The organism is Alterinioella sp. (assembly GCF_058343375.1).
Map to the genome: position 1 here is coordinate 1 of NZ_JBTUJH010000018.1, position 25,734 is coordinate 25,734.

The 25,734-nt window shown below is 62.0% G+C and carries 24 protein-coding genes and 2 pseudogenes; 14 read left to right on the forward strand and 12 right to left on the reverse strand.

The genetic code is table 11. The features are described from left to right. From ACW8PS_RS03070 to ACW8PS_RS03105, 8 genes and pseudogenes are all read left to right on the forward strand, one after another. Nucleotides 1–88: pseudogene (locus ACW8PS_RS03070) on the forward strand (NADH-quinone oxidoreductase subunit J); the annotation flags it as partial. 87 nt (nucleotides 89–175) lie between these two features. Then, the gene (gene nuoK, locus ACW8PS_RS03075) at nucleotides 176–484 is read left to right on the forward strand and encodes an NADH-quinone oxidoreductase subunit NuoK (RefSeq protein WP_491525802.1); all 309 of its coding nucleotides are present in this window, start codon (nucleotides 176–178) and stop codon (nucleotides 482–484) included. A 5-nt stretch (nucleotides 485–489) separates the two neighbouring features. Further along, a complete protein-coding gene (nuoL, locus tag ACW8PS_RS03080; protein WP_491525803.1) occupies nucleotides 490–2,631 on the forward strand; it encodes an NADH-quinone oxidoreductase subunit L in 2,142 nt (713 codons plus the stop codon). A 10-nt stretch (nucleotides 2,632–2,641) separates the two neighbouring features. Beyond that, nucleotides 2,642–4,189, forward strand: a complete 1,548-nt coding sequence (locus tag ACW8PS_RS03085) for an NADH-quinone oxidoreductase subunit M (protein ID WP_491525804.1) — start codon at nucleotides 2,642–2,644, stop codon at nucleotides 4,187–4,189. Between the two features lie 10 nt (nucleotides 4,190–4,199). Further along, a complete protein-coding gene (gene nuoN, locus ACW8PS_RS03090; protein WP_491525805.1) occupies nucleotides 4,200–5,639 on the forward strand; it encodes an NADH-quinone oxidoreductase subunit NuoN in 1,440 nt (479 codons plus the stop codon). A 3-nt stretch (nucleotides 5,640–5,642) separates the two neighbouring features. Then, the gene (locus ACW8PS_RS03095) at nucleotides 5,643–6,392 is read left to right on the forward strand and encodes a biotin--[acetyl-CoA-carboxylase] ligase (RefSeq protein ID WP_491525806.1); all 750 of its coding nucleotides are present in this window, start codon (nucleotides 5,643–5,645) and stop codon (nucleotides 6,390–6,392) included. Nucleotides 6,393–6,413: 21 nt separating this feature from the next. Next, nucleotides 6,414–7,193 carry a type III pantothenate kinase gene (locus tag ACW8PS_RS03100; protein ID WP_491525807.1) on the forward strand — a complete coding sequence of 260 codons (780 nt, stop codon included), beginning with the start codon at nucleotides 6,414–6,416 and terminating at the stop codon, nucleotides 7,191–7,193. A 53-nt stretch (nucleotides 7,194–7,246) separates the two neighbouring features. After that, nucleotides 7,247–8,866: a ribonuclease J gene (locus ACW8PS_RS03105; protein ID WP_491525808.1), complete on the forward strand. Its 1,620-nt coding sequence runs from the start codon at nucleotides 7,247–7,249 to the stop codon at nucleotides 8,864–8,866. A 383-nt stretch (nucleotides 8,867–9,249) separates the two neighbouring features. Here the strand turns inward: ACW8PS_RS03105 and ACW8PS_RS03110 are convergent. From ACW8PS_RS03110 to ACW8PS_RS03145, 8 genes and pseudogenes are all read right to left on the reverse strand, one after another. Next, nucleotides 9,250–10,686, reverse strand: a pseudogene (locus ACW8PS_RS03110) (DEAD/DEAH box helicase); the annotation flags it as partial. A 212-nt stretch (nucleotides 10,687–10,898) separates the two neighbouring features. Then, nucleotides 10,899–11,360 (reverse strand): hypothetical protein, encoded by a 462-nt coding sequence (locus ACW8PS_RS03115; protein WP_491525810.1) that lies wholly within the window; start codon nucleotides 11,358–11,360, stop codon nucleotides 10,899–10,901. A gap of 36 nt (nucleotides 11,361–11,396) precedes the next feature. Next, complete coding sequence (locus ACW8PS_RS03120) at nucleotides 11,397–12,008, reverse strand: hypothetical protein (protein ID WP_491525811.1); 612 nt, start codon at nucleotides 12,006–12,008, stop codon at nucleotides 11,397–11,399. Then, nucleotides 12,005–12,547 (reverse strand): GIY-YIG nuclease family protein, encoded by a 543-nt coding sequence (locus ACW8PS_RS03125; protein WP_491525812.1) that lies wholly within the window; start codon nucleotides 12,545–12,547, stop codon nucleotides 12,005–12,007. Before ACW8PS_RS03125 ends, ACW8PS_RS03120 begins: the two co-directional genes overlap by 4 nt. Next, nucleotides 12,547–13,671 (reverse strand): DNA cytosine methyltransferase, encoded by a 1,125-nt coding sequence (locus ACW8PS_RS03130; RefSeq protein ID WP_491525813.1) that lies wholly within the window; start codon nucleotides 13,669–13,671, stop codon nucleotides 12,547–12,549. The genes ACW8PS_RS03125 and ACW8PS_RS03130 overlap by 1 nt, the downstream gene beginning before the upstream one ends. A 102-nt stretch (nucleotides 13,672–13,773) precedes the next feature. Further along, the gene (locus ACW8PS_RS03135) at nucleotides 13,774–15,372 is read right to left on the reverse strand and encodes a peptide chain release factor 3 (protein ID WP_491525814.1); all 1,599 of its coding nucleotides are present in this window, start codon (nucleotides 15,370–15,372) and stop codon (nucleotides 13,774–13,776) included. A gap of 78 nt (nucleotides 15,373–15,450) precedes the next feature. Further along, nucleotides 15,451–16,284, reverse strand: coding sequence for a universal stress protein (locus tag ACW8PS_RS03140; RefSeq protein WP_491525815.1), 834 nt, complete (start codon nucleotides 16,282–16,284; stop codon nucleotides 15,451–15,453). 104 nt (nucleotides 16,285–16,388) lie between these two features. After that, nucleotides 16,389–17,390, reverse strand: coding sequence for a Hint domain-containing protein (locus ACW8PS_RS03145; RefSeq protein ID WP_491525816.1), 1,002 nt, complete (start codon nucleotides 17,388–17,390; stop codon nucleotides 16,389–16,391). 131 nt (nucleotides 17,391–17,521) lie between these two features. On the opposite strand from ACW8PS_RS03145, the gene ACW8PS_RS03150 reads away from it, so the two are divergent. After that, nucleotides 17,522–18,301 carry an SDR family oxidoreductase gene (locus ACW8PS_RS03150; RefSeq protein ID WP_491525817.1) on the forward strand — a complete coding sequence of 260 codons (780 nt, stop codon included), beginning with the start codon at nucleotides 17,522–17,524 and terminating at the stop codon, nucleotides 18,299–18,301. A gap of 571 nt (nucleotides 18,302–18,872) precedes the next feature. Here the strand turns inward: ACW8PS_RS03150 and ACW8PS_RS03155 are convergent. After that, nucleotides 18,873–19,175 (reverse strand): hypothetical protein, encoded by a 303-nt coding sequence (locus ACW8PS_RS03155; RefSeq protein ID WP_491525838.1) that lies wholly within the window; start codon nucleotides 19,173–19,175, stop codon nucleotides 18,873–18,875. Here ACW8PS_RS03155 and ACW8PS_RS03160 point away from each other — a divergent pair. The 5 genes from ACW8PS_RS03160 (at nucleotide 19,149) to ACW8PS_RS03180 (ending at nucleotide 22,860) form a co-directional block, all read left to right on the forward strand. Further along, a complete protein-coding gene (locus tag ACW8PS_RS03160; protein WP_491525818.1) occupies nucleotides 19,149–20,252 on the forward strand; it encodes an ABC transporter ATP-binding protein in 1,104 nt (367 codons plus the stop codon). The genes ACW8PS_RS03155 and ACW8PS_RS03160 overlap by 27 nt on opposite strands. 143 nt (nucleotides 20,253–20,395) lie before the next feature. Continuing rightward, the gene (locus ACW8PS_RS03165; protein ID WP_491525819.1) at nucleotides 20,396–20,620 is read left to right on the forward strand and encodes a twin-arginine translocase TatA/TatE family subunit; all 225 of its coding nucleotides are present in this window, start codon (nucleotides 20,396–20,398) and stop codon (nucleotides 20,618–20,620) included. A gap of 34 nt (nucleotides 20,621–20,654) precedes the next feature. After that, on the forward strand, nucleotides 20,655–21,146 hold the full coding sequence (tatB, locus tag ACW8PS_RS03170) for a Sec-independent protein translocase protein TatB (RefSeq protein WP_491525820.1): 492 nt from the start codon (nucleotides 20,655–20,657) through the stop codon (nucleotides 21,144–21,146). After that, entirely contained in the window at nucleotides 21,143–22,024 is an 882-nt protein-coding gene (gene tatC, locus ACW8PS_RS03175) for a twin-arginine translocase subunit TatC (RefSeq protein WP_491525821.1), read from the forward strand. Before tatB ends, tatC begins: the two co-directional genes overlap by 4 nt. After that, nucleotides 22,021–22,860, forward strand: coding sequence for an ATP-binding protein (locus ACW8PS_RS03180; protein WP_491525822.1), 840 nt, complete (start codon nucleotides 22,021–22,023; stop codon nucleotides 22,858–22,860). Before tatC ends, ACW8PS_RS03180 begins: the two co-directional genes overlap by 4 nt. Before the next feature lie 106 nt (nucleotides 22,861–22,966). Here ACW8PS_RS03180 and ACW8PS_RS03185 read toward each other — a convergent pair whose 3' ends face one another. From ACW8PS_RS03185 to surE, 3 genes are all read right to left on the reverse strand, one after another. After that, complete coding sequence (locus tag ACW8PS_RS03185) at nucleotides 22,967–24,103, reverse strand: peptidoglycan DD-metalloendopeptidase family protein (RefSeq protein WP_491525823.1); 1,137 nt, start codon at nucleotides 24,101–24,103, stop codon at nucleotides 22,967–22,969. 111 nt (nucleotides 24,104–24,214) lie between these two features. Beyond that, nucleotides 24,215–24,856 carry a protein-L-isoaspartate(D-aspartate) O-methyltransferase gene (locus ACW8PS_RS03190; RefSeq protein ID WP_491525824.1) on the reverse strand — a complete coding sequence of 214 codons (642 nt, stop codon included), beginning with the start codon at nucleotides 24,854–24,856 and terminating at the stop codon, nucleotides 24,215–24,217. Beyond that, nucleotides 24,853–25,638: a 5'/3'-nucleotidase SurE gene (gene surE / locus ACW8PS_RS03195; protein WP_491525825.1), complete on the reverse strand. Its 786-nt coding sequence runs from the start codon at nucleotides 25,636–25,638 to the stop codon at nucleotides 24,853–24,855. The genes ACW8PS_RS03190 and surE overlap by 4 nt, the downstream gene beginning before the upstream one ends. Nucleotides 25,639–25,734 lie beyond the last annotated feature (96 nt).

The following is a 25,734-nucleotide window of genomic DNA, read 5'->3' on the forward strand; positions in this document are numbered from 1 at the left end:
CAAGCGCCAGAACGTTCTGGCGCAGATGTATCGTGACCCGGCCAAGGCGATGGAACTGAAGGACGTGAAACCGGGGCAGGGGCTTTAGGGCACCCGCACGCGCCGCGAAAAAATTGTGCCGCGCCAAAGCGGCCCGCTGAGACGAAATGGGGCAGGCAAGCTCCGGAGGGACGAGATGAGTATCGCACTTGAACATTACCTGACGCTGGCCGCTGCGCTGTTCGTCATCGGGATTTTCGGAATATTCCTGAACCGCAAGAACGTCATCATCATTCTGATGTCGATCGAACTGATGCTTTTGGCGGTCAATATCAACCTCGTCGCCTTTTCCGCCTATCTGGGCGATCTGACGGGGCAGGTTTTTGCGCTGTTCGTTCTGACGGTTGCGGCGGCTGAGGCGGCGATCGGTCTTGCCATCCTGGTCTGTTTCTTCCGCAACCGCGGCACCATCGCCGTCGAAGATGTCAATGTGATGAAGGGCTAAGGCACATGGAAACCATCCTTCTCTTCGCGCCTCTGGTCGGTGCCGTCATCTGCGGGTTTGCCTGGCGGCTGATCGGGGAACAGGCGGCCTGTATCGTCTCGACCGCGGGGCTGTTTCTGGCCATGGTGCTGAGCTGGATCATCTTTCTGGGCTTTGACGGCGAGACCGAACTGCGCACGCTGTTTACCTGGATCGCGTCGGGCACGCTCGATACCACCTGGGCTGTGCGCATCGACCGGCTGACGGCGATCATGCTGGTGGTGATCACCACGGTTTCGGCGCTGGTGCATCTCTACAGCTTTGGCTACATGGCCAATGACGAGAATTTCAACGAGAACGAGAGCTACCGCCCCCGGTTCTTTGCCTATCTCAGCTTTTTCACCTTTTCGATGCTGGCGCTGGTCACCGCCGACAACCTGTTGCAACTGTTCTTCGGGTGGGAAGGCGTCGGTGTCGCCTCCTATCTGCTGATCGGCTTTTATTACCGCAAGCCCACGGCGGGTGCCGCCGCGATGAAGGCGTTCATCGTCAATCGGGTCGGTGATTTCGCATTCCTGCTTGCCATTTTCGCGATTTACAAACTGACCGACAGCATCAATTTCGACGTGATCCTGAATATGGGCCCGGCGCTGTCGCAGATGCAGATCAGCTTTCTGGGCTATGATCTGAACGCGGCCAACACGATCGGCGTGCTGCTGTTTCTTGGCGCGATGGGCAAATCGGCGCAATTGTTCCTGCACACCTGGCTGCCCGACGCGATGGAAGGCCCGACGCCGGTATCGGCGCTGATCCATGCCGCGACCATGGTCACGGCAGGCGTGTTCCTGGTTGCCCGGATGTCGCCCATTCTGGAATATGCGCCATTCGCGACCAATTTCATCATCATCATCGGCGCGGCGACGGCGTTCTTTGCCGCGACTGTCGGCCTGGTGCAGAACGACATCAAGCGCGTCATCGCCTATTCGACCTGTTCGCAGCTTGGCTACATGTTCGTGGCGGCGGGCGTCGGCGTCTATTCGGTGGCGATTTTTCACCTTTTCACGCATGCCTTTTTCAAGGCGCTGCTGTTTCTTGGTGCAGGCTCGGTCATCACCGCGACGCATCATGAACAGGACATGCGGAATTATGGCGGGCTGCGCAAGAAAATCCCGCTGACCTTCTGGGCCATGATGATGGGCACGCTGGCGATCACCGGCGTCGGCATTCCGCTGACCTCGATCGGCTTTGCCGGCTTCCTGTCGAAGGATGCGGTGATCGAAAGCGCCTTTGCCTTTGGCGGCGGGCTGGGGGCCTATGCGTTCTGGTCGCTGGTCATCGCGGCGATGTTCACCAGCTTCTATTCCTGGCGCCTGATGTATATGACATTTTTCGGCACGCCGCGCGGCGACAAACATACCCATGACCACGCCCATGAAAGCCCGCTCACCATGCTGATCCCGCTTGGGGCGCTGGCCTTTGGCGCGGTCTTTGCCGGCATGGTCTGGTACAAGCCCTTCTTTGGCGACGTTGATCGGGTCAATGAATTTTTCGGCATTCCGGCCGAGGCTGAAATGGTCGAGGCCGCGGGCGGTGAGGCGGGCGGGTCAAACCATGACCTGGCGGTCGCAGAACCGGCACCTGAGGGTGCAGAGACTGCCGGTGACCAAGGCGGCGGATCCTCGCATGATGTGGCAATCGTGGTAGAGGAAGATTTCGAGGTTGTCGGGGCCATTCACATGGTCGGCGGGCTGCATGTGCTTGAAGCCGCCCACGAGGTTCCGAAATGGGTGAAGGTCGCGCCCTTCATCGCCATGCTGATCGGCTTTTTCACCGCGACGCTGTTTTATATCTGGAAACCCGATCTGCCGCGCCGTCTGGCCGAGGCCAACCAGCCGCTGTATCGGTTCCTGCTGAACAAGTGGTATTTCGACGAGATCTACAATGTGATCTTCGTGATACCGGCCGCCTGGATCGGGCGTCTTTTCTGGCGTCGTGGCGATGGCAGTATCATTGATGGCGGCATCAACGGGCTGGCGATGGGGATCATCCCCTATCTCACCCGGCTCGCGGGGCGGGCGCAGTCCGGATACCTGTTTCATTACGCATTCGCCATGGTTCTGGGCATCGCGCTGCTGATCACCATCGCAACCCTGACCTTCGGGGGCTGAGAGTTTAGACATGCAAGACAATCTTCTGTCCATCGTCACCTTCCTGCCGCTTGTTGGCGCCATCGTCATGGCCGTTTTCCTGCGCGGCAATGACGCGGCGGCGCAATTGGGTGCCAAGCGCATGGCGCTGTTTGTCACCGGTGCGAATTTCCTGATCTCGCTGTTCATCCTGGCGGTCTTTGACGCCTCAGATCCCGGTTTCCAGCTGGTCGAGGAAAGCGAATGGCTGATGGGGCTGACCTATAAGGTGGGCGTTGACGGCATTTCCGTGCTGTTCGTGCTGCTGACCACCTTCCTGATGCCGCTGGTCATTGCCGCCTGTTGGGGGGTCAGTGACCGGGTCAAGGAATATATGATCGCGCTTTTGGTGCTTGAGGCGCTGATGATCGGCGTCTTTGTGGCGCTGGATCTGGTGCTGTTCTACCTGTTCTTCGAGGCCGGCCTGATCCCGATGTTCCTGATCATCGGCATCTGGGGCGGCAAGGACCGGATCTATGCCGCCTTCAAGTTCTTCCTCTATACGTTTCTCGGTTCGGTCCTGATGCTGGTCGCCATCGTGGCGATGTATGTCGATGCCGGCACCACCGATATCCCGAGCCTTCTGATCCACCAGTTCAGTGCCGACACGATCAGCGTGTTTGGCTTTCAGATCGTTGGCGGCTTGCAGACCATCTTGTGGATTGCCTTCTTTGCCAGCTTTGCCGTGAAACTGCCGATGTGGCCGGTCCATACCTGGCTGCCCGATGCCCATGTGCAGGCCCCGACTGCGGGCTCGGTGGTTCTGGCCGCGATCCTGTTGAAGATGGGCGGCTACGGTTTTCTGCGCTTCTCATTGCCGATGTTCCCGATTGCCTCGGACCTTCTGGCCCCCTTCGTGATGTGGCTTTCGGTGATTGCCATCATCTATACCAGCCTGGTGGCGATGGTGCAGGAGGATATGAAAAAGCTGATCGCCTACAGCTCGGTCGCTCATATGGGGTTTGTGACCCTTGGGATCTTCGCGGCCAATCAGCAGGGCGTTGATGGTGCAATCTTTCAGATGATCAGCCATGGCTTCATCTCGGGCGCGCTGTTTTTGTGCGTCGGCGTGATCTATGACCGGATGCATACCCGCGAGATTGACGCCTATGGCGGCCTCGTGAACCGGATGCCCGCCTATGCGCTGATCTTCATGTTCTTCACATTGGCCAATGTCGGCCTGCCGGGCACATCGGGCTTTGTTGGTGAGTTTCTGACCCTGATGGGGGTTTTCCAGGTCAATACCTGGATCGCAGTTCTGGCCACGACCGGCGTGATCCTTTCGGCTGCCTATGCGCTGTGGCTGTATCGCCGGGTGGTGTTTGGCGATCTGATCAAGGAAAGCCTGAAATCCATCACCGACATGACCCCGCGCGAGCGTCTGATCTTTGCGCCGCTCGTTGCCATGACCCTGCTTCTGGGCGTCTATCCGAGCCTTGCGCTCGATATCATCGGCCCCTCGGTCGAGGCGCTTGTCAACAATTACGATCTGGCGCTGGAACAGTTTGTTCCGGAGAACGCCGTCGCTGCCAGCCGCTGAGGGACTGCCCATGTTCGCCTCCGATATATCCATCCTGCTGCCCGAGATCATCCTCGCCGTCTTTGCGATGGCTGGTCTGATGGTGGCGGTCTACACCACCAAGGACGGGCTGGCACCGCATCTGGTCTGGGCCACCGCGATCGTTTTCGTATTCGTTGCGGCGCTGATCGGGCTGTCGGGTGGCAGCGGAACGCAAGAAGCCTTTGGCGGCATGTTCATCGACGATGGTTTTTCACGGTTTGCCAAGGTGGTGATCTTGTTGTCCGCGGCCGCGATCCTGCTGGTCGGAAAGGAATTCATGGCCCGCGATGGGTTGTTGAAATTTGAATATCCGATCCTGATCACGCTGGCCGTGGTCGGCATGATGGTGATGGTGTCTGCGGGCGATCTGATGACGCTCTATATGGGGCTGGAGCTGCAATCGCTGTCGCTTTATGTGGTGGCCTCGCTGCGCCGCGATTCGGTGCGCTCGACCGAGGCGGGCCTGAAATATTTCGTCCTCGGCGCGCTGTCCTCGGGCCTGCTGCTTTATGGGGCCTCGCTGACCTATGGTTTTGCCGGCACGACGCTGTTCAGCGGTATTTTCGAGGCGGCAGAGGGTGGTGCCTCGCTTGGCCTGATCTTCGGCCTCGTCTTCATGATCGCGGGGCTTGCGTTCAAGGTATCGGCCGCGCCCTTTCACATGTGGACGCCCGATGTCTATGAGGGCTCGCCGACACCGGTCACCGCCTTCTTTGCCACCGCCCCCAAGATGGCGGCGATGGGGCTTTTTGCGCGCCTGGTGCATGACGCGTTTGGCGGCGTGGTCGGCGATTGGCAGCAGATCATCGCATTGCTGGCGGTCTTCTCGATGTTCCTGGGCGCGATTGCCGCCATTGGCCAGACCGATATCAAACGGCTGATGGCCTATAGCTCGATCAGCCATATGGGCTTTGCGCTGATGGGGCTGGCGGCGGGCGATGAACGCGGCGTCTCAGCGATGCTGATCTATATGGCCATCTATGTCACGATGAATATCGGCAGTTTCGCCTTTATCATGTCGATGCAGAAGGATGGCCGCCATGTCACCAATATATCCTCGCTCAACGGGCTGTCTTCGCGCGAACCGCTCAAGGCGCTGGCGCTCTTGGTGTTGATGTTCAGCCTGGCGGGGGTGCCGCCTCTGGTCGGGTTCTTCGGCAAATATGCGGTGCTGGTTGCGGCGGTGAATGCCGGGCTGAACTGGTTGGCCATTCTGGGCGTCATCGCCTCGGTGATCGGCGCGTTCTATTATGTCCGTATCGTCTATTTCATGTATTTCGGCGAGGAACGCGAACCGCTGGACGGCTCCATGAGCCGCCTGGCCTGGGTCGGGCTGATGTTTGGTGCGGCGGCGATGCTGCTTGGGGTGTTCAACCTCTTTGGCATCGATGATCTGGCCCGGGCCGCCGCCGCGACGCTGGTAAACTAGGCGATGCCAGGCTGGCCCCCGAATGTGGGCCGTCGGGTTCTGCCCTGTGTTGACAGCACGATGGCCGAGGCCGCGCGGATCGCGCCCATGCTGGCCGGTCCCGAATGGGTGCTGGCCTTGCAACAGAGCGCAGGCCATGGCCGCCGTGGCCGGGCCTGGGCATCCGCCCCCGGAAATTTCATGGCCTCACTGGTGCTGCACCCGTCCGAGCCGCCCGAAACCGTGGCGCTGCGCAGTTTCGTGGCGGCGCTGGCCTTGCGCGATGCCATCATCGACGCCACCGGGCGCGCCGACGGGTTGGCGCTGAAATGGCCCAATGACGTGCTGTTGAACGGCGGCAAGGTCGCGGGGATCTTGCTGGAGAGCATCGGCGCGGGCACTCGCGTCGATCATCTGATCATCGGCATCGGTGTGAACCTGGCCGCCGCCCCCGACGCATCACAGGTTGAGGAAGGTGCCACGCCACCGGTCAGCCTGATCTCGGAAACCGGGGCCGCTGTTGCGCCCGAGGATTTCCTCGATCTGCTGGCCCCCGCCTATGCAAGCCATGAGGCCAAATTCACCACCTATGGCTTTGATCCGATCCGCACCGAATGGCTGGCGGGGGCGGCAAGGTTGGGCGAAACCATCACCGCACGCACCATGCGCGAGACCATGACGGGCCGGTTCGAAACCATTGACGCGCGCGGCAATCTGGTGCTGCACACGGCCAGGGGCCAGCGGATCATCGCGGCCGCCGATATCTTTTTCTGACGACAAAAGGGGGGCCGCGACATGCTTCTGGCGATCGACACCGGCAACACGAACACCGTTTTCTCGATCTGGGACGGGCATCAGATCCTGGCGACATTCCGCACCACGACGGAACACCAGCGCACGGCGGATCAGTATTTTGTCTGGCTGTCGACCCTGATGGCGCATCAGAAACTGGATGTGCGGATCACCGACGCCATCATCTCCTCGACGGTGCCGCGTGTGGTGTTCAACTTGCGCGTGCTATGCGACCGCTATTTCGATTGCCGCCCGATGGTGGTGGGCAAGCCCGACTGCCTGCTGCCGGTGCCGCCGCGCGTCGATGAGGGCACGCAAGTGGGCCCCGACCGGCTGGTCAACACGGCGGCCGCCTTTGACCGCCATGGCGGCGATCTGATCGTGGTCGATTTCGGCACCGCGACAACCTTCGACGTGGTGGCCCATGACGGGGCCTATATCGGCGGGGCGATTGCGCCGGGCGTCAACCTGAGCCTTGAGGCCCTGCACCGCGCCGCCGCCGCGCTGCCGCATGTCGATGTTACCAAACCCCAATCCGTCATCGGCACCAATACCGTGGCCTGCATGCAATCGGGGGTGTTCTGGGGCTATGTCGGGCTGATCCAGGGCATCAATGCGCGTATTCGTGCTGAATATGACAAACCGATGCGGATTGTCGGAACTGGCGGCCTGGCCCCGTTGTTCTCGCAGGGCGATGTGCTATTTGACCTGATCGAAGATGATCTGACAATCCACGGCCTGACCGTGATCTATAAATACAACAAGGAAAACTCCGCATCATGAGCAGAGCTGCACGGCTAATATACCTCCCCCTCGGTGGCGCGGGGGAGATCGGGATGAATTGCTATGTCTATGGCTATGGTCCAGCGGGCAAGGAACGCTATATTCTGGTCGATATCGGCGTCAGCTTTCCCGATATGGACGGCACCCCGGGCGTTGACCTGATCCTGCCCGATATTGCCTGGCTGGCGGAACGGGCCGACCGGCTGGATGGCATTTTCATCACCCATGCGCATGAAGATCACGTGGGCGCATTGGGCCATCTCTACCGGCACCTGAAAGCGCCGGTCTATGCCCGCCCCTTCACCGCCTATCACGCAAGGCGCAAGCTGGAGGAGGCGGGGGCCGACCCGGATGTGATCATCGAGGCCCCGGTCTGGCCCGAAACGGTCACGGCGGGCCCCTTTACGGTGGGGTTTGCACCGACATCACATTCCATCCCCGAGGCCTCGGCCCTGGTGATCGACTGCCCCCAAGGCCGGGTGGTCCATTCCGGCGATTTCAAGATCGACCATGACCCGCGGGTCGGCGAAGCCTTTGATGACGCGATGTGGCAAGCGATCGGCAAATCCGGGGTCCGGGCGCTGATCTGCGATTCGACCAATGTGTTTTCCCGCCATCCCGGCCGCAGCGAAAGCGAATTGCCGCAGCCCATCACCGAATTGATCGCAGGCGCGAAAGGCATGGTTGTTGCCACCACCTTTGCCTCCAATATCGCGCGGCTGAAAACGCTGGCCGAGGCCGGCCAGGCGGCGGGTCGCACCATCGTGCTGATGGGCCGGGCGATGAAGCGCATGGTGACGGCGGGCGTTGAAACCGGCGTGCTGCGCGATTTTCCCGCCACGCTCAGCCCCGAAGACGCGACCCAGATCCCGCGCGAAAACCTGATGCTGATCGTGACCGGCAGCCAGGGCGAACGCCGCGCGGCCTCGGCACAATTGGCGCGCGGCAAATATCTGGGGCACCGGTTGAAAGAGGGCGATCTGTTCCTGTTCTCCTCCAAGACCATTCCGGGCAATGAGATTTCGGTCTCGCGGATCCAGAACGCGATGAGCGAGCTGGGCGTTGAAATCATCGATGAACAAAGCGGGTTTTTCCACGTGTCGGGCCATGCCAACCGGCCCGATCTGGAAAAGATGCACGCGCTGGTCAAGCCGCAGGTTCTGGTGCCCAATCATGGGGAACACCGGCATCTGCGCGAACATGTGCGCGTGGCCGAAGCTGGCGGCGTGGCGGCGATATTGGCCCCGAACGGATCAATGGTGGAGCTGTCGGGCAACGCGCCTGCCGTGGTCGAACAGATCGAGGTCGCCCGCACCTATCTGGATGGCTCGCGCCTGATCGGGGCCTTTGACGGCGTGGTGCGCGACCGGATGAAACTGGCGCTGAACGGGCTGGTGATCGTGGCGGTGATCGTCGATGAAGATGATGAGCTGCTTGGCGATTGTTGGGTCGCCCTGCGCGGCCTGCCGGAAACCGTGGGCCGGGGCGAAAGCCTGCAGGATATGCTGGAGGACCATCTGGCGGAGCTGCTGCCGCGCCTTGAGAACAAGACCGTGCGCGATGATGACAAGCTGGAAGAGGCGGTGAAGCGCGCCGTGCGGCAGCTCTGCGTGTCCGAGATCGGGCGCAAGCCCGAGGTGACGGTGATCACATCGCGGCTGATGGCGGGCTGAAGGGGCCTTCACGGCGCGCGCGCCTTTCAGGCAATGAAAAAGCCACCGCTCCGGGCTGAGGAGCGGTGGCTTTTGCCTGTATCGATCTGTCCTCTGGACGGTCGGGCCTATGCAGCGCTTTCGCTATCGGCCTCGGGCGCGGCGCTTGCCTCAGCCACCTCAACCGGCCCGGTCTCAGGCTTGTCAGTCGCCTCAGCCTCCGCCGGCTCAGCAATTTTTGGCTTTTTGGCCCGCGATTTGCGCTTGCGCTTGGGTTTTTCCTCGGCCACCGGTTCGGGCGCTTGGCTGGTGTCGGGCGTGATCTCTGCCTCATTGGGCGTGACTTCTGTTTCGTCCGGCGTGACTTCTGCCTTCTCTGGCGTATCGTCCCAGGCTGCGGCGGGGCGGCCGCGCCGTTCGTCAAAGCTCATGGCGATGAAATCGGGCAGGCGATCGCCCAGGCCAACGGTCCTGGACCGGTTGGCGTTATCGCGCCCGCCGCGACGGTTTCTGTTGCGCTCATTGCCCCGATCCGGTCGCGGCTGTGATTGCGGTTTTTCTTCTGCCACGGCCTCGGCGGGTTTCTCGACCGGCGCGTCAGGTTCTTTGGACCGGCTGCGCGAGGATTGGCGCGGTCGGCGCGCAGGTCTGTCCTCTGATGCAGCGGCGGCCACGGGCGCGTCGCCATCGGGCAACCAGGGTGCATCGACACGCGGCACCGGCTGGCCGATCAGCTCCTCGATTGCGCTCAGATATTTGGCATCTGAGGGCACCGAGATCATGATTGTGGTGCCCTTGCGACCGGCGCGCCCGGTGCGCCCGATGCGGTGAACGTAATCCTCGGCATGGCTTGGCACATCATAGTTCAGCACATGGCTCACATTGGGGATATCGAGCCCGCGCGCGGCGACGTCCGAGGCCACAAGGAACCTGATCGAGCCATCGCGGAAGCCATTCAGCGTTCGGGTGCGCTGCGACTGGTCCAGATCGCCGTGAATCGGCTCGGCGTTGAAACCGTGTTTCTTCATCGACTTGGCGAGAACATCGACATCGACCTTGCGGTTGCAAAAGATGATCGCGTTGGTGCAGGCATCGCCTTCGCTTTTGATGATGGCGCGCAGCATCTCGCGTTTCTGCTTGGCCGTCTGGTCGCGCCGGGTCGGGCGGAATTCCACCATTTTCTGGATGATCGTGTCAGAGGTGGAGGCCTGGCGCGCCACTTCGATCCGGGCCGGGTTCGACAGGAACATATTGGTGATGCGTTCAATCTCGGGGGCCATCGTGGCCGAGAAAAAGAGGGTCTGGCGGGTAAATGGCGTCAGGCCGAAAATATGTTCGATATCAGGGATGAAGCCCATGTCGAGCATCCTGTCGGCCTCATCGACCACCATCACCTTGACATCCGATAGGATCAGCTTGCCGCGCCCGAAATGATCCAGCAGGCGGCCCGGCGTGGCAATCAGCACATCAACGCCGCGATCAATCAGCGTATCTTGTTCCTTGAAGCTGACACCGCCGATCAGCAGCGCTTTGCTGAGCTTCACATATTTGGAATAGGTGTCGAAATTTTCCGCCACCTGGGCGGCCAGTTCGCGGGTCGGGCACAGCACCAGGCTGCGCGGCATGCGGGCGCGCGCCCGGCCCCGTGCCAGCGTGGTAATCATCGGCAACACGAATCCGGCGGTCTTGCCAGTGCCGGTCTGCGCGATCCCCAATACGTCGCGGCCTTCGAGAGCGGGGGGGATGGCCCCGGCCTGGATCGGTGTCGGTTCGGTATATCCGGCTTCGGAAACGGCTTTCAGAACCTTTGGATTAAGGTTTAGGTCGGAAAATTTGGTCATATGCGTCCAGTCTGACGGGCGGCTGCCCGTTTAAGTCATTGGAGCGCAAGTCCCACACCGCGCGCTCCGCGTCATCGCATCACGCACATCGTGAAGCTGCGCACGCATACCGCATGTAGGGATCATCGTCAAATAACTGTTTTTTCGGAGCGTCCCGCCTGTTGCGGCATGGTCGCATGGCATTCGCCCTCGCGGAAAAATCCTTTGCTCGGTCAGGGCGGTGCCAGGGCCTGGACGAAAATCCGTGCCGGCACGGCAATCGCGATGGCCCCTTCCGGGCCGATCAGCGTGGCCGAAAACCCGTCCCGCGCGGCGCGTTCCAACATCGCGCCGCTGAAGGCGATGAAGCCCACCGCATTGTCCCGGCACTGGCCGCGGATACAGCCAAGGCGGCGGTTCAAGGACCGGTAGGGCAATTCGCGGCCCTGCTGCCAGGCCTGCCGAATGCGTAAAACATGCACACCGTCGCGGCGTTGCTGAATGACCAGCGCGCGGGTGATCTCAGCGCCGCGCCGGGCAATCAGGACATGGCCCATCAGCACGTGATGCGGGTGATCGGAAATCAGAACCTGATCGGTGATGCGCCCGGAAAGCCCGCTATCGGTGCTGTCCAGCGTGGTCTGCGGCGCGGCGCAGGCGGCAAGGAGCAGCAAAAGGGTGAGGGCGCGCAGCATGGGCGAAACACTGGCGCGGCGAAGGTTAAGACGAGGTTAAGGCTGTTGTTTCGCGCTCGGATGCACCACCGGGCGATAGCCGTTTTGCAACGCTGTCAGCGTCGGTTTCGGGGTCAACACGGTGACGGTGCCGCGCGGGCGGGGGCGCGCCGGGCCATATCCAGACAGCACCAATGGCAGGATATGCGCGCCGCTGACAAGATGCGCGGTGCCGTCCTGCAGGATGAAGGTGCCATCGGGCAGGCGGTCAAGCGGGGCGTCATGGCGGATCTGCCTGCGGCTATGGCTTTCGACCCGGGCCGGATGCAAGGCCGCGTCAATCGCGGGCGCTTTCAGGTCGGGGTCCAATGCGGCGCGAAAGGCGTTGAAATCGGCGCGGCGGCATTCTGCGCATGGCCGGTGCCCTGCCGCCAGCGCCACCGCCTCATCCAGAAAAAACAGCTCGGTATACTGGTTTGGGGTCATCACCTGCCGGTGCCGGTTCTTGAACTGCAACACGCAACACACCCAATGCGGATGTTTCCACCGGGACCGGCCGAGCCGCCCGGCACCATCATGCAAGATGCCGCGATTGCCCATGAACAGGCCGCGAAAGGGCTGCGCCACGATCTCGCCGGTCGGCAAGACTCGGTTCTGGCGCGGGTTCATGCCAGAAAGGTCTGATGATAGGCGACCAGCCGGTCAAAATGCGCTTTGAGCGAGCGTTTCAGATGGGCCTCGTTCTTGACCGGCTGGATATAATCCACCCGGGCCAGATATTGCGCGATCTGGCGCGGCAGCCGCAGGGCGGGCGACAGCCTGTCCCGGCGTTCGCCTTCTTCGATCACCTGCACGCGGGACGGGTCGGGCAGGGCAAAATCCAGCGCGCCCGCAAAAGCCATCGCCTTGCCGTTCATCAGTTGTTTTTCGGCGTCGAACTGGGCAAAAAGATAGGCCTCCAACGGGGCGATCTGGGCCCGATCCTCGACCGGCCAGGCCATGACATAGGCAATTTCCCAAACGTCGATCATGCGGTTGGCGATGATGTCAGAGCGCGCCGAGGTCAGATGCCTGCGCACCCTTGACCGGATACCATCGACCGATTGGCCGACATAGATCGGCACGCCATCGAGATCGCACAGCGCATAGACACCGATCTGGTTGGTCAGCCCGGTCAGCTGCGCGGATCTGTATGTCTGCGGATCCATCAGGCCGCACGGGCCAGCGACGCGGCCGCCATGAGAGGCAGGAATATCGTCTCGTTCAGATAGGATACCACCGGCACCGCGACGCCATCGCCGGACAGCTTATAGGCCTCGTTATAGGCGTCGGGCAGAATGTAGCTATCGGCCAGCCCCATCAGGCGGGCAGCCTCGCGCGGGGTCATCAGCCGGGCGCTGATCCGGCCGTCTCGGACAATCATCAGGGTTTGGCGCGATGATCCGCCAGCAGGCGTTCGCAGGCACCCGGCCAGCCCGTCGAACCGCGCTTCGGCGCGTTGGCGCGTGATGCCCGATGCATCCGGGCGCCCGCGCTTGTAAACCGTGCCGATCTGCACGCCGCCCGCGGCCTGCGCGCGCGCCACCTTGGCCCGGTTCAGATCCGACATCAGCGCCATCAGGCGGGCCGGATCAACCGCCAGATCGGGGCGCTCGAGATCGACATCAATCAGATCGGCCAGCCGCGCCACCGGCCCCTCGGGCGGTGGCGGTGCCCACCAGAGCCAGTTCTTGCGCAAGGCCCGCGGCAGATCCCCGGCCGCCTTGATCACGCGTTTGGAATGAAAAACCGACCCGGCGCGCCTGGCAATCAGCCCATCGGGCAGCACGACATCGCCCCGCACCGCCAGAACGAACACGCGCGGGCGGCTTTGCGGCAGAAAATGGCGGGCGTCGATCTCAAGCGCGCCAAAGCGGTAGCCGGCCTTGTGAAAGGCGGCACAAACGGCGCGGAAATCCCGCCCCCCGCCGCTGGACAAAAGCCCGGTCACATTCTCAAACGCCAGAATGCGCGGCGCGAAACCGGCCGCAGCGGCCCCGTTCACATGCGCCATCCAGGCGTGAAACACCCCCGAGCGCGCCCCGGAAAGCCCCAGCCGGTTGCCCGCAAGGCTGAGATCCTGACAGGGGCTGGAGGCCCAGTAAAGGTCAATCGGCTGGTGCAAGCGGGCCGGGTCCAGCGCGGCGATATCGCCCGCAACCAATGCGCCATCGCCCCAGTTCGCGGCATAGGCGGCGCATTTGCGGGGGTCGATATCATTGGCCAAAGCCACCTGCCAGCTCTCGCCTAGGGCGGCGCGAACCATACCGGCACCAGAGAAGAATTCGGCCATTTTGGGCAATTTCGGTTGCACTGGGTCTTGTCCGCCTTGAGACCGTCAAAAAGATGAGAACAGGATAGGAACACAGGGGTAAAACTCAAGCGTTTTCGGCGCTCACACCATCATTTCCTTGGTCGCGGCCAAATCCACATCGGGATAGTCGCGCGCCACGCGGTCGATATCCCATTGCATCCGCGTCAGGAAAACCGGGTCGCCATCATTATCGGTCGCCATGTGCAGCTTGTTGGCTTCGGTGAATTTCTCAACCGCCAGCTTGTCGCCCAGCACCCAACGCGCGGAGGTAAACTGCGAGGCCTCAAAGCGCACCGGCAGCCCGTATTCCAACTCGATCCGGCTGGCCAGAACCTCGAATTGCAGCGCACCGACAACGCCGACAATGAACCCCGAACCATAGGTCGGCTTGAAAATCTTGGCGGCCCCTTCCTCGGCAAATTGCATCAAGGCCTTTTCCAGATGCTTGGCTTTCATCGGATCCCCGGCGCGGCAGGTCTGCAACAGTTCCGGCGCGAAAGAGGGGATGCCGGTAAAGCGCAACGCCTCGCCTTCGGTCAGCGCATCGCCGATACGCAATTGGCCGTGATTGGGGATGCCGATGATATCGCCGGCCCAGGCTTCCTCGGCCAATTCGCGGTCGCTGGCCAGAAACAGCACCGGATTGCTGATTGCCATCGGCTTTTTCGAGCGCACATGGGTCAGCTTCATGCCGCGTTTGAAATGACCCGAGGCGAGACGCAAGAAGGCCACCCGATCGCGGTGCTTGGGGTCCATATTGGCCTGCACCTTGAACACGAACCCGGTCACTTTGGTTTCCTCGGGCGCAACCGCGCGCGGGGTGGCGGTCTGAACCTGCGGTTCGGGGCCAAAGCGCGCGATGCCCTGCATCAGCTCCTTGACGCCGAATGAATTGATGGCCGAGCCGAACCAGATCGGGCTCATGGTGCCTTCCAGCATGGCCTTGTGGTCGAAACGCGGCAGCAATCCGCGCGCCATCTCGACCTCTTCGCGCAGCTTTTCCAGCAGGTCGGCGGGGATGTGGGTGGCCAGGGCCGGGTCGTCCAGCCCCTCGATCCTGACGCTTTCCGCGACCACGTTGCGATCGGCGCGGTCCATCAGCTCCAGCCGGTCATTGATCAGGTCATAGCAGCCCAGAAATTCGCGCCCGGTGCCGATGGGCCAGGAGGCGGGGGTCACGTCTATCGCCAGATTTTCCTGAATTTCATCAATGATGTCAAAAGTGTCGCGGCTTTCGCGGTCCATCTTGTTGCAAAAGGTCAGGATCGGCAGATCGCGCAACCGGCAGACCTCGAACAGCTTCCGGGTCTGGCTTTCGACGCCCTTGGCCCCGTCGATGACCATCACGGCGGCATCAACGGCGGTCAGCGTGCGATAGGTGTCCTCGGAAAAATCCGAGTGGCCGGGCGTGTCAACCAGATTGAAGCGGAACTTGCCAAAATCGAATGACATGGCCGAGGCCGAGACCGAAATGCCGCGGTCCTTTTCCATCTGCATGAAATCCGACCGCGTGCGCCGCGCCTCACCCTTGGCGCGGACCTGTCCCGCCATTTGAATGGCCCCGCCAAAGAGCAGAAATTTTTCGGTCAGCGTGGTCTTGCCGGCATCAGGGTGCGAGATGATCGCAAAGGTCCGGCGACGGGCGATTTCAGGCGGCAGGGGGGGGCGATTATCCAGCATGAGGGGCCGTATAGGCGAGGCGCGGGGGCGGGGCAAGATAATGCCGGCACCCCCTGCGCTCGCGGCCTTCCCGGCGCGCTATCCGGCGGGGCGGGCAATCAGCAGGTCGCAAGGTGTCAGTCGCATCAGATCGGTTGCGACACTGCCCAAAAGCGCGCGGCCCTGGCCGACGCGGCCATGCGCCCCGGCGGCTACCAATGTGGCGCCGGTGGCGTGTATTTCGGCGCTGATAATCTCCAGCGGGCTGCCCGGCAGGATCTTGGTCTCGCTACAGGCGTCGGGCAGGGCGTAACCTTTGCGCCATGCCGCATCGGCCGCTTCCGCCTCGGCGCGAAAACTGGCCGTGATATCCTTCGAGCCGCCCCCGGCCCGAGACAGGATGCCGCTATAGGGCACGTGAAAGACATGCACCGGGGTGATGCTGCCGGCCGGGGCCAACTGATGCGCCAGATTGATGGCGGCGGCGGCGGCGGGCGAAAAATCGGTGGCGGCGATGATCCGGTCATAGGGGTGGTCAACCCGATCGGCGATCACCAGCACCGGGCAGGATGCCAGGCGGACCAGACGTTCGGCCGTCGTCTCGCGGATCATGTCGCGGAAGGGCCGATCACGGTGGCGCCCCAGAACCAGCAGATCGGGGGCCATCACCTGGACCCGTTCAAGGATGGTGCCGGTGGGATCGCCGGCCAGCACCTTCACCTGATGCGCGTCACCACCGGGCAGGGAGGCCACGAAACGGTGCAGTTCGACGGAGGTCTGCGTCACGATCTGCGCCGTCAGCGCATCCGGCCCGGCATCATCGACGACGTTGAGAACGGTCAATGTCGCGTTATGCGCAGCCGCCAGTTGAACGGCGCGCCGCACGGCCCTGTCGCTGCGCGCTGACATGTCGGTCGTCACGAGAATCTGCATCGTTGCTCACCTTTGCTTCTGTCGTCTATCCTGAGGATAAAACTAGGGGTTATACGGGTGCCCACAAGCCGGGTGATGCGTTATGTCGCGGCGTCGTGGGCAAACTATTTCCGCGTCTTGCCATGGCTGGCGCGGGTCAGCCTGGTGGCGGGGTCTTCCTCGCCCTGCAGCGCGGTTTCCTGCAGCTCGATCTCGGCGGCATTGATCCGGTCGGAGGCATTGTCATCGGCCGCTACACCCTGCGGCAGGGCGGCGCGGGTATGTGGCGTCACCAGCAGGCTTTCGACGGCCACGCCCTCGGCATAGATGATCTCGTGGCTGTCAAACAGGATCTGGTAGGTCTCGATGAACCCGCCTTCCTCGCGCAGCACGGTATCGCCATTGACCAGATGCGCGGCCTTGACCAGAATTTCGGCGCGCCCGGTGCCAAGCTCATCGGATCGCTGCCAGATGAACAGCCGGTGATGCGGGCTGAGGCGCAGGTCGCGGGCGACATTCAGGGTGCCCGCGCGGATCCGGATCGGGGCCAGCGCGCCGGTGGCCCGCTGCACCTGCTGGCCGATCCAGCGAATCGGTTGCGGGCCATGGTCGCGGGTGAGCAGCCGGTCGCCTTCTTGCAGGTCTTCCACCGGTTTCTGGGCCCCGCTGGCCAGGGTCAGATAGGTGCCGGCCAGAAAACTGACACAGGCGATATCGGCCAGCCGGGCCGGCGCGGTATCGGTCTCCGAGGCGACCAGCTCATATTCCCGGCGCGGCTCCATCGGGGCCAGCGGCAGGAAATGCCGGGTCGTGTCCTCCTCGCCCGAGACGCTCAGGAGCAGCAGGTCGATCAGCGTGCCGTCAGGGGCCATCAGGCTGTGGCAGACCTCGAGCGTGACCCGGTTGCCGGGGTGGCCGACCTGCGATCCGTCGGCGACCTCCTGACCCTGGGGGCCGTCCCATATGGCCAGATTGCGCGCCACCGCGTCGCGGTGCAGGCGGTAGGTGTCGCCCATCACCACATCGGCGGGCCCACCGATCGGATCCTTTTCATTGGCCCCCCAGGACACGATCAGATGATGCGCGGGATAGGTCGGAAAGCTGAATTGCGCGGTGCGGCGGGCCATGGATGCTCCGGGGGGATCAAGGCTGTCCATCTCTGCCTAGGCAGCGCGCGCGGCTTGGTCAAGCGGCAGGTGCTGGCGCGCCGCTTTACACAGTGTTAAGCCCCTGGGAAATGATCATCATGGAGGATCAGATGGATCTTGGAATTGCCGGAAAACGGGCGCTGGTCTGCGCCTCGTCGAAAGGCCTGGGGCGGGGCTGCGCCGAAGCGCTGGCCGCAGAGGGCGTCAATCTGGTGCTGAATGCGCGTGGGGCAGAGGCGCTGGAGGCCACAGCCGCCGCGCTGCGCGCGGGCTATGGCGTCGAGGTCGTGGCCGTGGCCGCCGACATCACAACCGATGCAGGCCGGGCCAAGGTTCTGGCCGCTGCCGGTGATGTCGATATTCTGGTCACCAATGCAGGCGGCCCACCGCCCGGGCTATGGAGCGATTGGGACCGCGAGGATTTCATCAAGGCGATCGACGCCAACATGCTGACCCCGATCGCGCTGATGAAGGCGCTGATGCCCGCCATGATGGATCGTGGATGGGGCCGGGTGGTCAATATCACCTCGATATCGGTGAAATCGCCGATTGCGGTTCTGGGGCTGTCAAATGCCGCGCGCGCCGGGCTGACCGGCTATGTCGCGGGCACCGCGCGTCAGGTGGCGGACCGTGGCGTTGTGGTCAATAACCTTCTGCCCGGCATCCACGCGACCGACCGGGCGGTATCGCTCGATACCGGCGTGGCAGAGGCGCAGGGCCTGACATTGGAGCAAGCCCGCGAACGCCGCGCCGCGACGATCCCGGCCGGTCGCTACGGCACGGCTGCCGAATTTGGGGCCACCTGCGCCTTCATGTGCTCGCAATATGTGGGTTTTATGATCGGCCAGAATATTCTGCTGGATGGCGGCGCGTTCAACGCCACGATGTAGCGCCATCACGACAGAAGCGGTGTTGCGACAGCCGGGCGGCAGATCAGGCCGCCCGGCTGTTTGCCGTTTGCAGGGCTGAGATTGCAGGCTCTCCGGACGCCATCGCCGCCATGTTGCCCGAAATTTCGAAAGAACCGGCGCGAGGGGGGCATGTCGTCGTCGTTAATACACTTCAGCTATGCCATATAAGCAACTGAAATAAATGTATAATTATGTTCAATTGTGGCCGACTGGGATAAAAATCAAAGGGTTTCCTGGGCGCAATGCGCCAATGAATGGCCGGCATCACGCCCCGCGCAGGTATGGCATCTCAGGTGGGGAAGAATATCAAACCAGAATACTGTCAAATATGGAAAAGTAAGCCATCCTGGACCGGTGTTCTTGACAGGAGCGAGATGAATTTCAGAAATTACAGGTCGGAAATATTTCATTTTAAGAACAGAAATTGCAGTAATCTCAAAATGCCCCCCGTCAGAAATTATACAAATACGATAATTAGCGAAAAACCGAGGCCAAAATCACAAATATTCATCGGGTTCAAGAAATAATTTGATCATAATATGCGAACCGGTCAGAAAATCGAGGCTTTTCGCTGCCCCGAAGCCTGCGCCAGGGGCAAATGCGGAAGCAGAGTCATATTGTCGACCAAAATGCCTTCAAAATGGTTAACGGTTGGTTGTTTACCTGTGGACAAGCCTGTGGATAAAGCTGAATCGACAATAGATTCAAATAAGGTAACTGAATTAGCTAAGAAATTGAATGAAGCTCTGTCGCCCCGATGACGGGGCAGCACCGCAAGGATCGACGCCTTGAAACAGGCGCGCGGGGCTGATACCTGCAAAATCCGATGGTATTGATCGGGATATCTGACCACGTGCTGCCCTCCACCCGCCTTGAAGTTGACCATGTCACCTGTGATTTCGACGGGCGGACGGTGCTGCGTGATGTTTCCCTTAGTGTCGCGCGCGGGCAGGTCATGTGCCTGTTGGGGCCGTCGGGCTGCGGCAAGACCACCACCTTGCGGATCATTGCCGGCATCGAACGCCAGAGCAGCGGCCGGGTGCGCGTCGATGGCCAGACCCTGGCCGATGGCACGCTGCATTTGCCGCCCGAGGCACGCGGCGTCGGTCTGATCTTTCAGGATTTCGCCCTTTTTCCGCATCTTTCGGTGGCTCAGAATATCGCCTTTGGTCTGACCGGCAGCCGGGCCGCAAGGGCCGCGCGGGTGGCTGAATTGCTGTCGCGGGTGGATCTGCAGGGCTATGGCGACACCGCCCCGCATATGTTGTCGGGCGGTGAACAGCAGCGCGTCGCGCTGGCGCGTGCCCTGGCCCCGCGCCCGGCCGTGATGCTGATGGATGAGCCGTTTTCGGGCCTTGATAACCGCCTTCGCGACGGCATCCGCGATGAAACACTGGACCTGCTGCGCGACGAAGGCACGGCGGTGGTTCTGGTCACCCATGAGCCGGAGGAGGCCATGCGCATGGCCGATCAGATTGCGCTGATGCGGGGCGGGCGGATCGTGCAGCAGGGCGCGCCCTATAACATCTACAATGCGCCTTGCGACAAGGACGCGGCGGCGTTTTTCTCGGATATCAACGTGATCACCGGCAAAGTGCAGGGCGCGCTGACCGATACGGCCTTTGGCCAGTTTCTGGCCCCCGGCCATCCCGACGGCACCGAGGTCGAGATCGTTTTTCGGCCGCAATATGTCAAGATCGACTTTGATCGCGGCGGGCGCGGCCCCAACCCGACCCCGCGCGAGGGCGTGCCTGCGCGCGGGGTGGTCGAACGGGCCCGGTTCATGGGCCATGAAAGCCTGGTTGAGTTTCGCATGGATTTCAACAATCAGATCCTGAAGGCGACGGTTCCCGCGGTTTTCCTGCCCAAGCCGGGCATGGCGTTGTGGCTGACCGTGCGCCGCGAACGCTGCTTTGTGTTCGCGAAATAGCGCATATGCACGCAGATTTACGCCAGAATCTGGGCCAATGCGTCAGATTGGGGCTTTGATCCCGGGCCGAGAGTCCATACATCTAGGCAGTGACAACGACGGCGGGCGCGCGACATGGCCTGCCGGAAAAGGGAGATAGAGACATGCTCAACAATATTGGCCTGCCGGGCATCCTGCTGATTGCGGTTGTTGTTCTGGTGCTGTTTGGCCGTGGCAAGATCGCCGGTTTGATGGGGGAGGTCGGCAAAGGCATCACCTCGTTCAAGCGCGGTGTGCGTGAAGGCACCGAAGAGATCGAAGATGCCGCTGATGACGCAGGCGAAACCGCCTTGGACGTGACCCCCGAACGCGACCGCGAAAACGCCTGAGCCGGCGGAAATTGTGGTAATTTGAGGGCCGCCCATGTTTGACATTGGCATGTGGGAGCTGATGGTTATTGGCGTTGTGGCGTTGATCGTCGTGGGGCCAAAGGACCTTCCCAAAATGTTTCGCACGCTTGGTCAGATGACCGGGCGGCTGAAGGCGATGGCGCGCGAATTCCAGACCACGATGAACGCGGCCGCCAGCGAATCCGGGCTGGATGATATTTCCAATGACATTCGCGGAGCCACCGATTTCGGCAAGGACCTGCGCAATATGGCCAACCCCGGAAAAATGGGGAAGGACGCGTTGAAAAAGGCGGGTGCGTCGATGGATAAATGGGTTCCCAAGGACGGCGAAGAGCCGAAAACCGATACGGAGCGTCTGGCGCGCGAACGTGCTGACGCCGTGCGCAAAAGGGCCGAGTCCGCGCGTGCATCCGTGGCCGCGCGCAACCCGCTGCCGGGAACGCCACCTGCTGAGGGCACGCCGCCGGCCCCGGCGGCATCGGGCAGCGAAGCGACTGAGCAATGAAAAAAGAAGAAATCGAGGACAGCGCCGCGCCGCTGATTGAGCATCTGGCCGAGCTCAGGACGCGGTTGATCCGATCGGCGCTGGCTTTTGTCGTGGCGATGATCGCCGCCTTCACCGTGTCGGATGCAATTCTCGAATTCCTGTTTCAGCCGATCGCCGATATTCTGCGCGAACGCGGCGAGGACCCGCGGCTGATCTTCACCGCCCCGCAGGAAAAGTTCTTTACCCTGATCCGGATTTCGGTCGTCGTTGGCTTTGGTCTGTCCTTTCCTGTCATTGCGCACCAGATGTGGCGGTTTGTGGCTCCGGGCCTTTACCGCACTGAAAAGAATGCGTTTTTGCCTTTTCTGATTGCCTCGCCGCTGCTGTTTCTTCTGGGCGCGTCCTTTGCGCATTTCGTGGTTACGCCGCTGGCCATGCGGTTTTTCATCGGCTTTTCCGATGTCATCCCGACGCTGGCCAGTCTGGTGGCGGGCGTCGGCGCGGATGGCCAGCCGGGAGCAGATGGTTCGCTTCAGACCGTGTTTCTGGGTTCGGTCAAGGAATCGCTGGATCTTGAACTGAAATTCATCTTTGCCTTTGGCATCTGTTTCCAACTTCCCGTGCTGCTGACCCTGATGGGCAAGGCCGGTCTGGTTTCTGCCGAAGGGCTTGGAAACATGCGGAAATATGCGGTTGTGGGCATTTTGTTCCTGGCCGCGCTGGTGACGCCGCCCGATGTGATTACGCAGCTTATCCTCTTTGTTGTGGTCTATGGCCTGTATGAAATTTCCATTCAGCTTGTGCGTCTGGTCGAACGCAAGCGGGACCGGGAATTGCGCGAAGAAGGCATCTTGGATGAGGAAGAGGAGAATCTGTCCGAGGACAGCGCGGAATGAGCGCAGATGCCCTGGCAAGGATCGCGGCGGCGCTTGAACGGCTCAGCCCCGCGCCCGCCGATGTGCCGGACTGGACCGCTGCCGGCGCTTTTGTCTGGCATGTTGACCCTGACCGGCTGGAACCGGTGCCAAAGGTCAATCGCGTCGATCTGAGCCTGCTTCTGGGCATTGATCGCGCGCGCGACATACTGGACCGGAACACGCGCCAGTTTGCCGCCGGTCTACCCGCCAACAACGCCCTTCTCTGGGGATCACGCGGCATGGGAAAATCATCCCTTGTCAAAGCGATACATGCCGATGTTCAGGCGGATTTCGCAGGCTTGATACTGGTCGAGATGCAGCGCGAAGACCTGCCCTCGATCGGGCGGCTTCTGACCATCCTGCGCGCGGCACCGGTCCAGATCATCCTGTTTTGCGATGATCTGAGTTTCGGCCATGACGACCAGCATTACAAATCGTTGAAGGCGGTTCTGGATGGCGGGGTTGAGGGTCGGCCCGACAATGTGATCTTTTACGCCACGTCCAACCGCCGCCACCTGATGCCGCGCGATATGATCGAGAATGAACGTTCCTCGGCCATCAGCCCGTCCGAGGCGGTGGAGGAGAAAGTTTCTCTATCGGATCGCTTCGGCCTCTGGCTGGGGTTTCACCCCTGCAACCAGGATGATTACCTGGCCATGATCCGGGCCTATTGCGCCGCTTACGGCGTGTCGGTTGATGACGATACCCTGCGCGCCGAGGCGATAGAATGGCAAGCCACACGCGGCGCGCGGTCGGGCCGGGTGGCCTGGCAGTATTTCATCGACCTGGCCGGGCGCAGGGGGGTGCGTATCTGAGCCTTGTGGCCCTTTCGGAAAAACCCGGCTCAGGCGACGCTGCCTGAAATCCGAGATTTCAACGCGCCAGGCAATGCACCCTGTCTCAGCTATTGCGAGACGTGCTTTATGGCAGATATTGCATCGGGTCGACGCTGTCGAAACCTTGCCGCACCTCGAAATGCAGGAATGCCGGATCGCCCGCGCGGATATCGGCGATCCTTTGTCCGCGGCTGACGCGGTCGCCGCGCTCAACCCGGATATTGTCGATATTTGCATAGACTGTCAGCAGGTTGCCCGGATGGCGCAGGACCAGAATCGGCACCTGATCGGTATCGCGCGTGATGGCCGCAACTTCACCATCTGCGGCGGCAGTCACGGATGTGCCGGCACTGGCCGCAATGTCGATACCCTCGCTGCTGCCGGAAAAATCGCGAATGATCTCGCCCTGCGCGGGCCATTGCATGGTCGCGGTGCTGGCGGTGGCGGCAGATTGCACGGGTTCTTCGACCAGATCGGGCGTTGGCGCGGTCAGGTCGGGCGCGTCAGGCAATTCGGCGGTCTCGATGGCTTCGGGCAGCGGATCGGCCGCGGATGGCGGCAACGGCGTGACCGACGCGCCGGGGGCCTGACCATCGGCAGCTGAATTTACTGGCTCAAGGATCAGCGGGATAATCAGATACTGCCCCTCGCGCACCGTCAGTTCGGGGCCAAGCCCGTTCCAATCGGCCAATGAGCGGACGGACACGCCGTAAAGCCGCGAGATCGAATAGGCGGTTTCGCCGCGCGCGACGCGGTGGCGCACCGGTTCAGACCCATCCTGGACCGATACCGCGGCGGTATTGGCGGCGGCAGGCGCGGCTGCATCGGCCCGATCAATCGCCGCCGAGGCGATGGAGGTGATATCATCGGCCCCGGTTGCGCCCTCCGCAGGTGTCACACGGCGGGGCAGGGCCAACACTTCATCCTGGCGCAGCGGATCGCCCAGATTGCGCCCGTTGAACCGCGCCAGTTCGCCTGCATCCACGCCGATGCGGTTGGCCACATCGGTGACGCTGTCGCCGCGTTGCGCGATCACGACCTGATAGGTCGGATAGGTGATCAGGCCAAAGGCGTCGGGTTCGGGCCGGGGCGCGGTTGTGGGTGATTGCCCGCCAGAGCCGACGCCATTGCCACGGAAATCGAAATCAATGCCGCCGGGGCCGACACAGGCGGCCAGCAGGGGCAGGATCAGTCCAAGGGCAATGATTGGCAGGCGGGGCATGGGTTGGGGTGTCCTCAATATGACTCGGTGCCACACGCCTTGGCGGCGGGGCATTATGTTTTGCGAGGCTTCTACACGCAAACCGGGGCCGCAATCCAGCCCCTTGGCCGTTCATTCGTGGCCCAGACCTTCAATGAGCGGAACAAAGCGCACCGGGCACAGTTCGTCGTAATGCAGCCTGCCTTCGCGCCGGGTGACCTTGATCAGGCTTTGCACCGCATCGGACTGGCCCACCGGCAGCACCATGATACCGCCCTCTTTCAGCTGCGCCAGCAGCGGCCCGGGCGGATCTTCGGCCGCCGCCGTCACGATGATGCGATCAAACGGGGCCTGCTCGGGCAGGCCGAAACTGCCATCGCCGGTGATCACCGTGATATTGTGCAGATCCAGCGCATCAAAGATCTTCTCGGCCTCGCGGGTCAGGCGGCGGTGGCGGTCAACGGTATAGACCCGGCGCGCCAGATGGCTGAGGATCGCGGCCTGATAGCCCGATCCGGTGCCCACCTCCAACACCTTGTCGCGCGGCTGCACATTCAGCGCCTGCGTCATCAACCCGACAATCGAGGGCTGGCTGATTGTCTGACCCGATGAAATCGGCAGCGGCATGTCCTCATAGGCGCGGGCCGCGAAATGGCCGCGCACGAACAGACCGCGATCAACCTTTTCCATCGCCCCGAGCGTGCGCGCATCGGTGACACCTTTTGAGCGCAGGGCAAACAGAAACTGCATTTTTCGATCGGCATCCCAGGTCATTCGATACGCGCCTTCAGATCGGCAATCAGGTCATGCGCGGTCAGATCAGCGCGCAGCGGCGTGACCGAAATATGGCCGGCCAGATTGGCATGGGCATCGGTGCCAGGCGCGCTGGGCACATTCTGCGCACCGCCCGCGACCCATAAAAACCGCCGCCCGGCCGGCGATTTGGTGGGTTCAACGCGGAAATTCACCCCCCTGCGCCGGCCCTGCGCCACCACCCGCATGCCCTTGACATCGGGTCCCGCCACGGGGGGGAAATTGACATTGTAGAAGGTCATGTAATCATCACCGGCCCAATCGCCGCGCTCCAGCAGGGCGCGGATCGTGGCCGCCCCGTGCTGAACCGATGCTTCAAACGGATCGGCAAGGCTGCGATTATCCGGCCCGAAATACTGTGACAGCGCAATGGCGCGCACGCCCTGCAATGCGGCCTCCATCGCGCCGCCAATGGTGCCGGAATAGAGCACGTTTTCGGCCGAGTTATTGCCCCGGTTGACACCTGACAGCACCAGATCGGGCGGGCCATCCTTCATCACGTCATGCAATCCGGCCAATACGCAATCGGCAGGCGAGCCTTCGGCGGCGTATCGGCGCGGGCCCAGTTCGGCAATCATCGTGGGCTGGGTATAGCTGATGGCATGGCCGACGCCGGATTGTTCAAAGGCCGGGGCCACGGTCCAGACCTCACCACCCGGGCCTGCGATCTCGGCGGCAATCGCCTCCAGCACATGCAGCCCCGCTGCGTTGATGCCATCATCATTGGTGATCAGAATGCGCATGGGCGGCCCCTAATATTTCCTCATCGGTGTTAGCGGAGGGGCCGGGGCCGGTAAAGGGCGTGTTTGGGGCGCCAATCAACCATGAAAGGTGGCGCG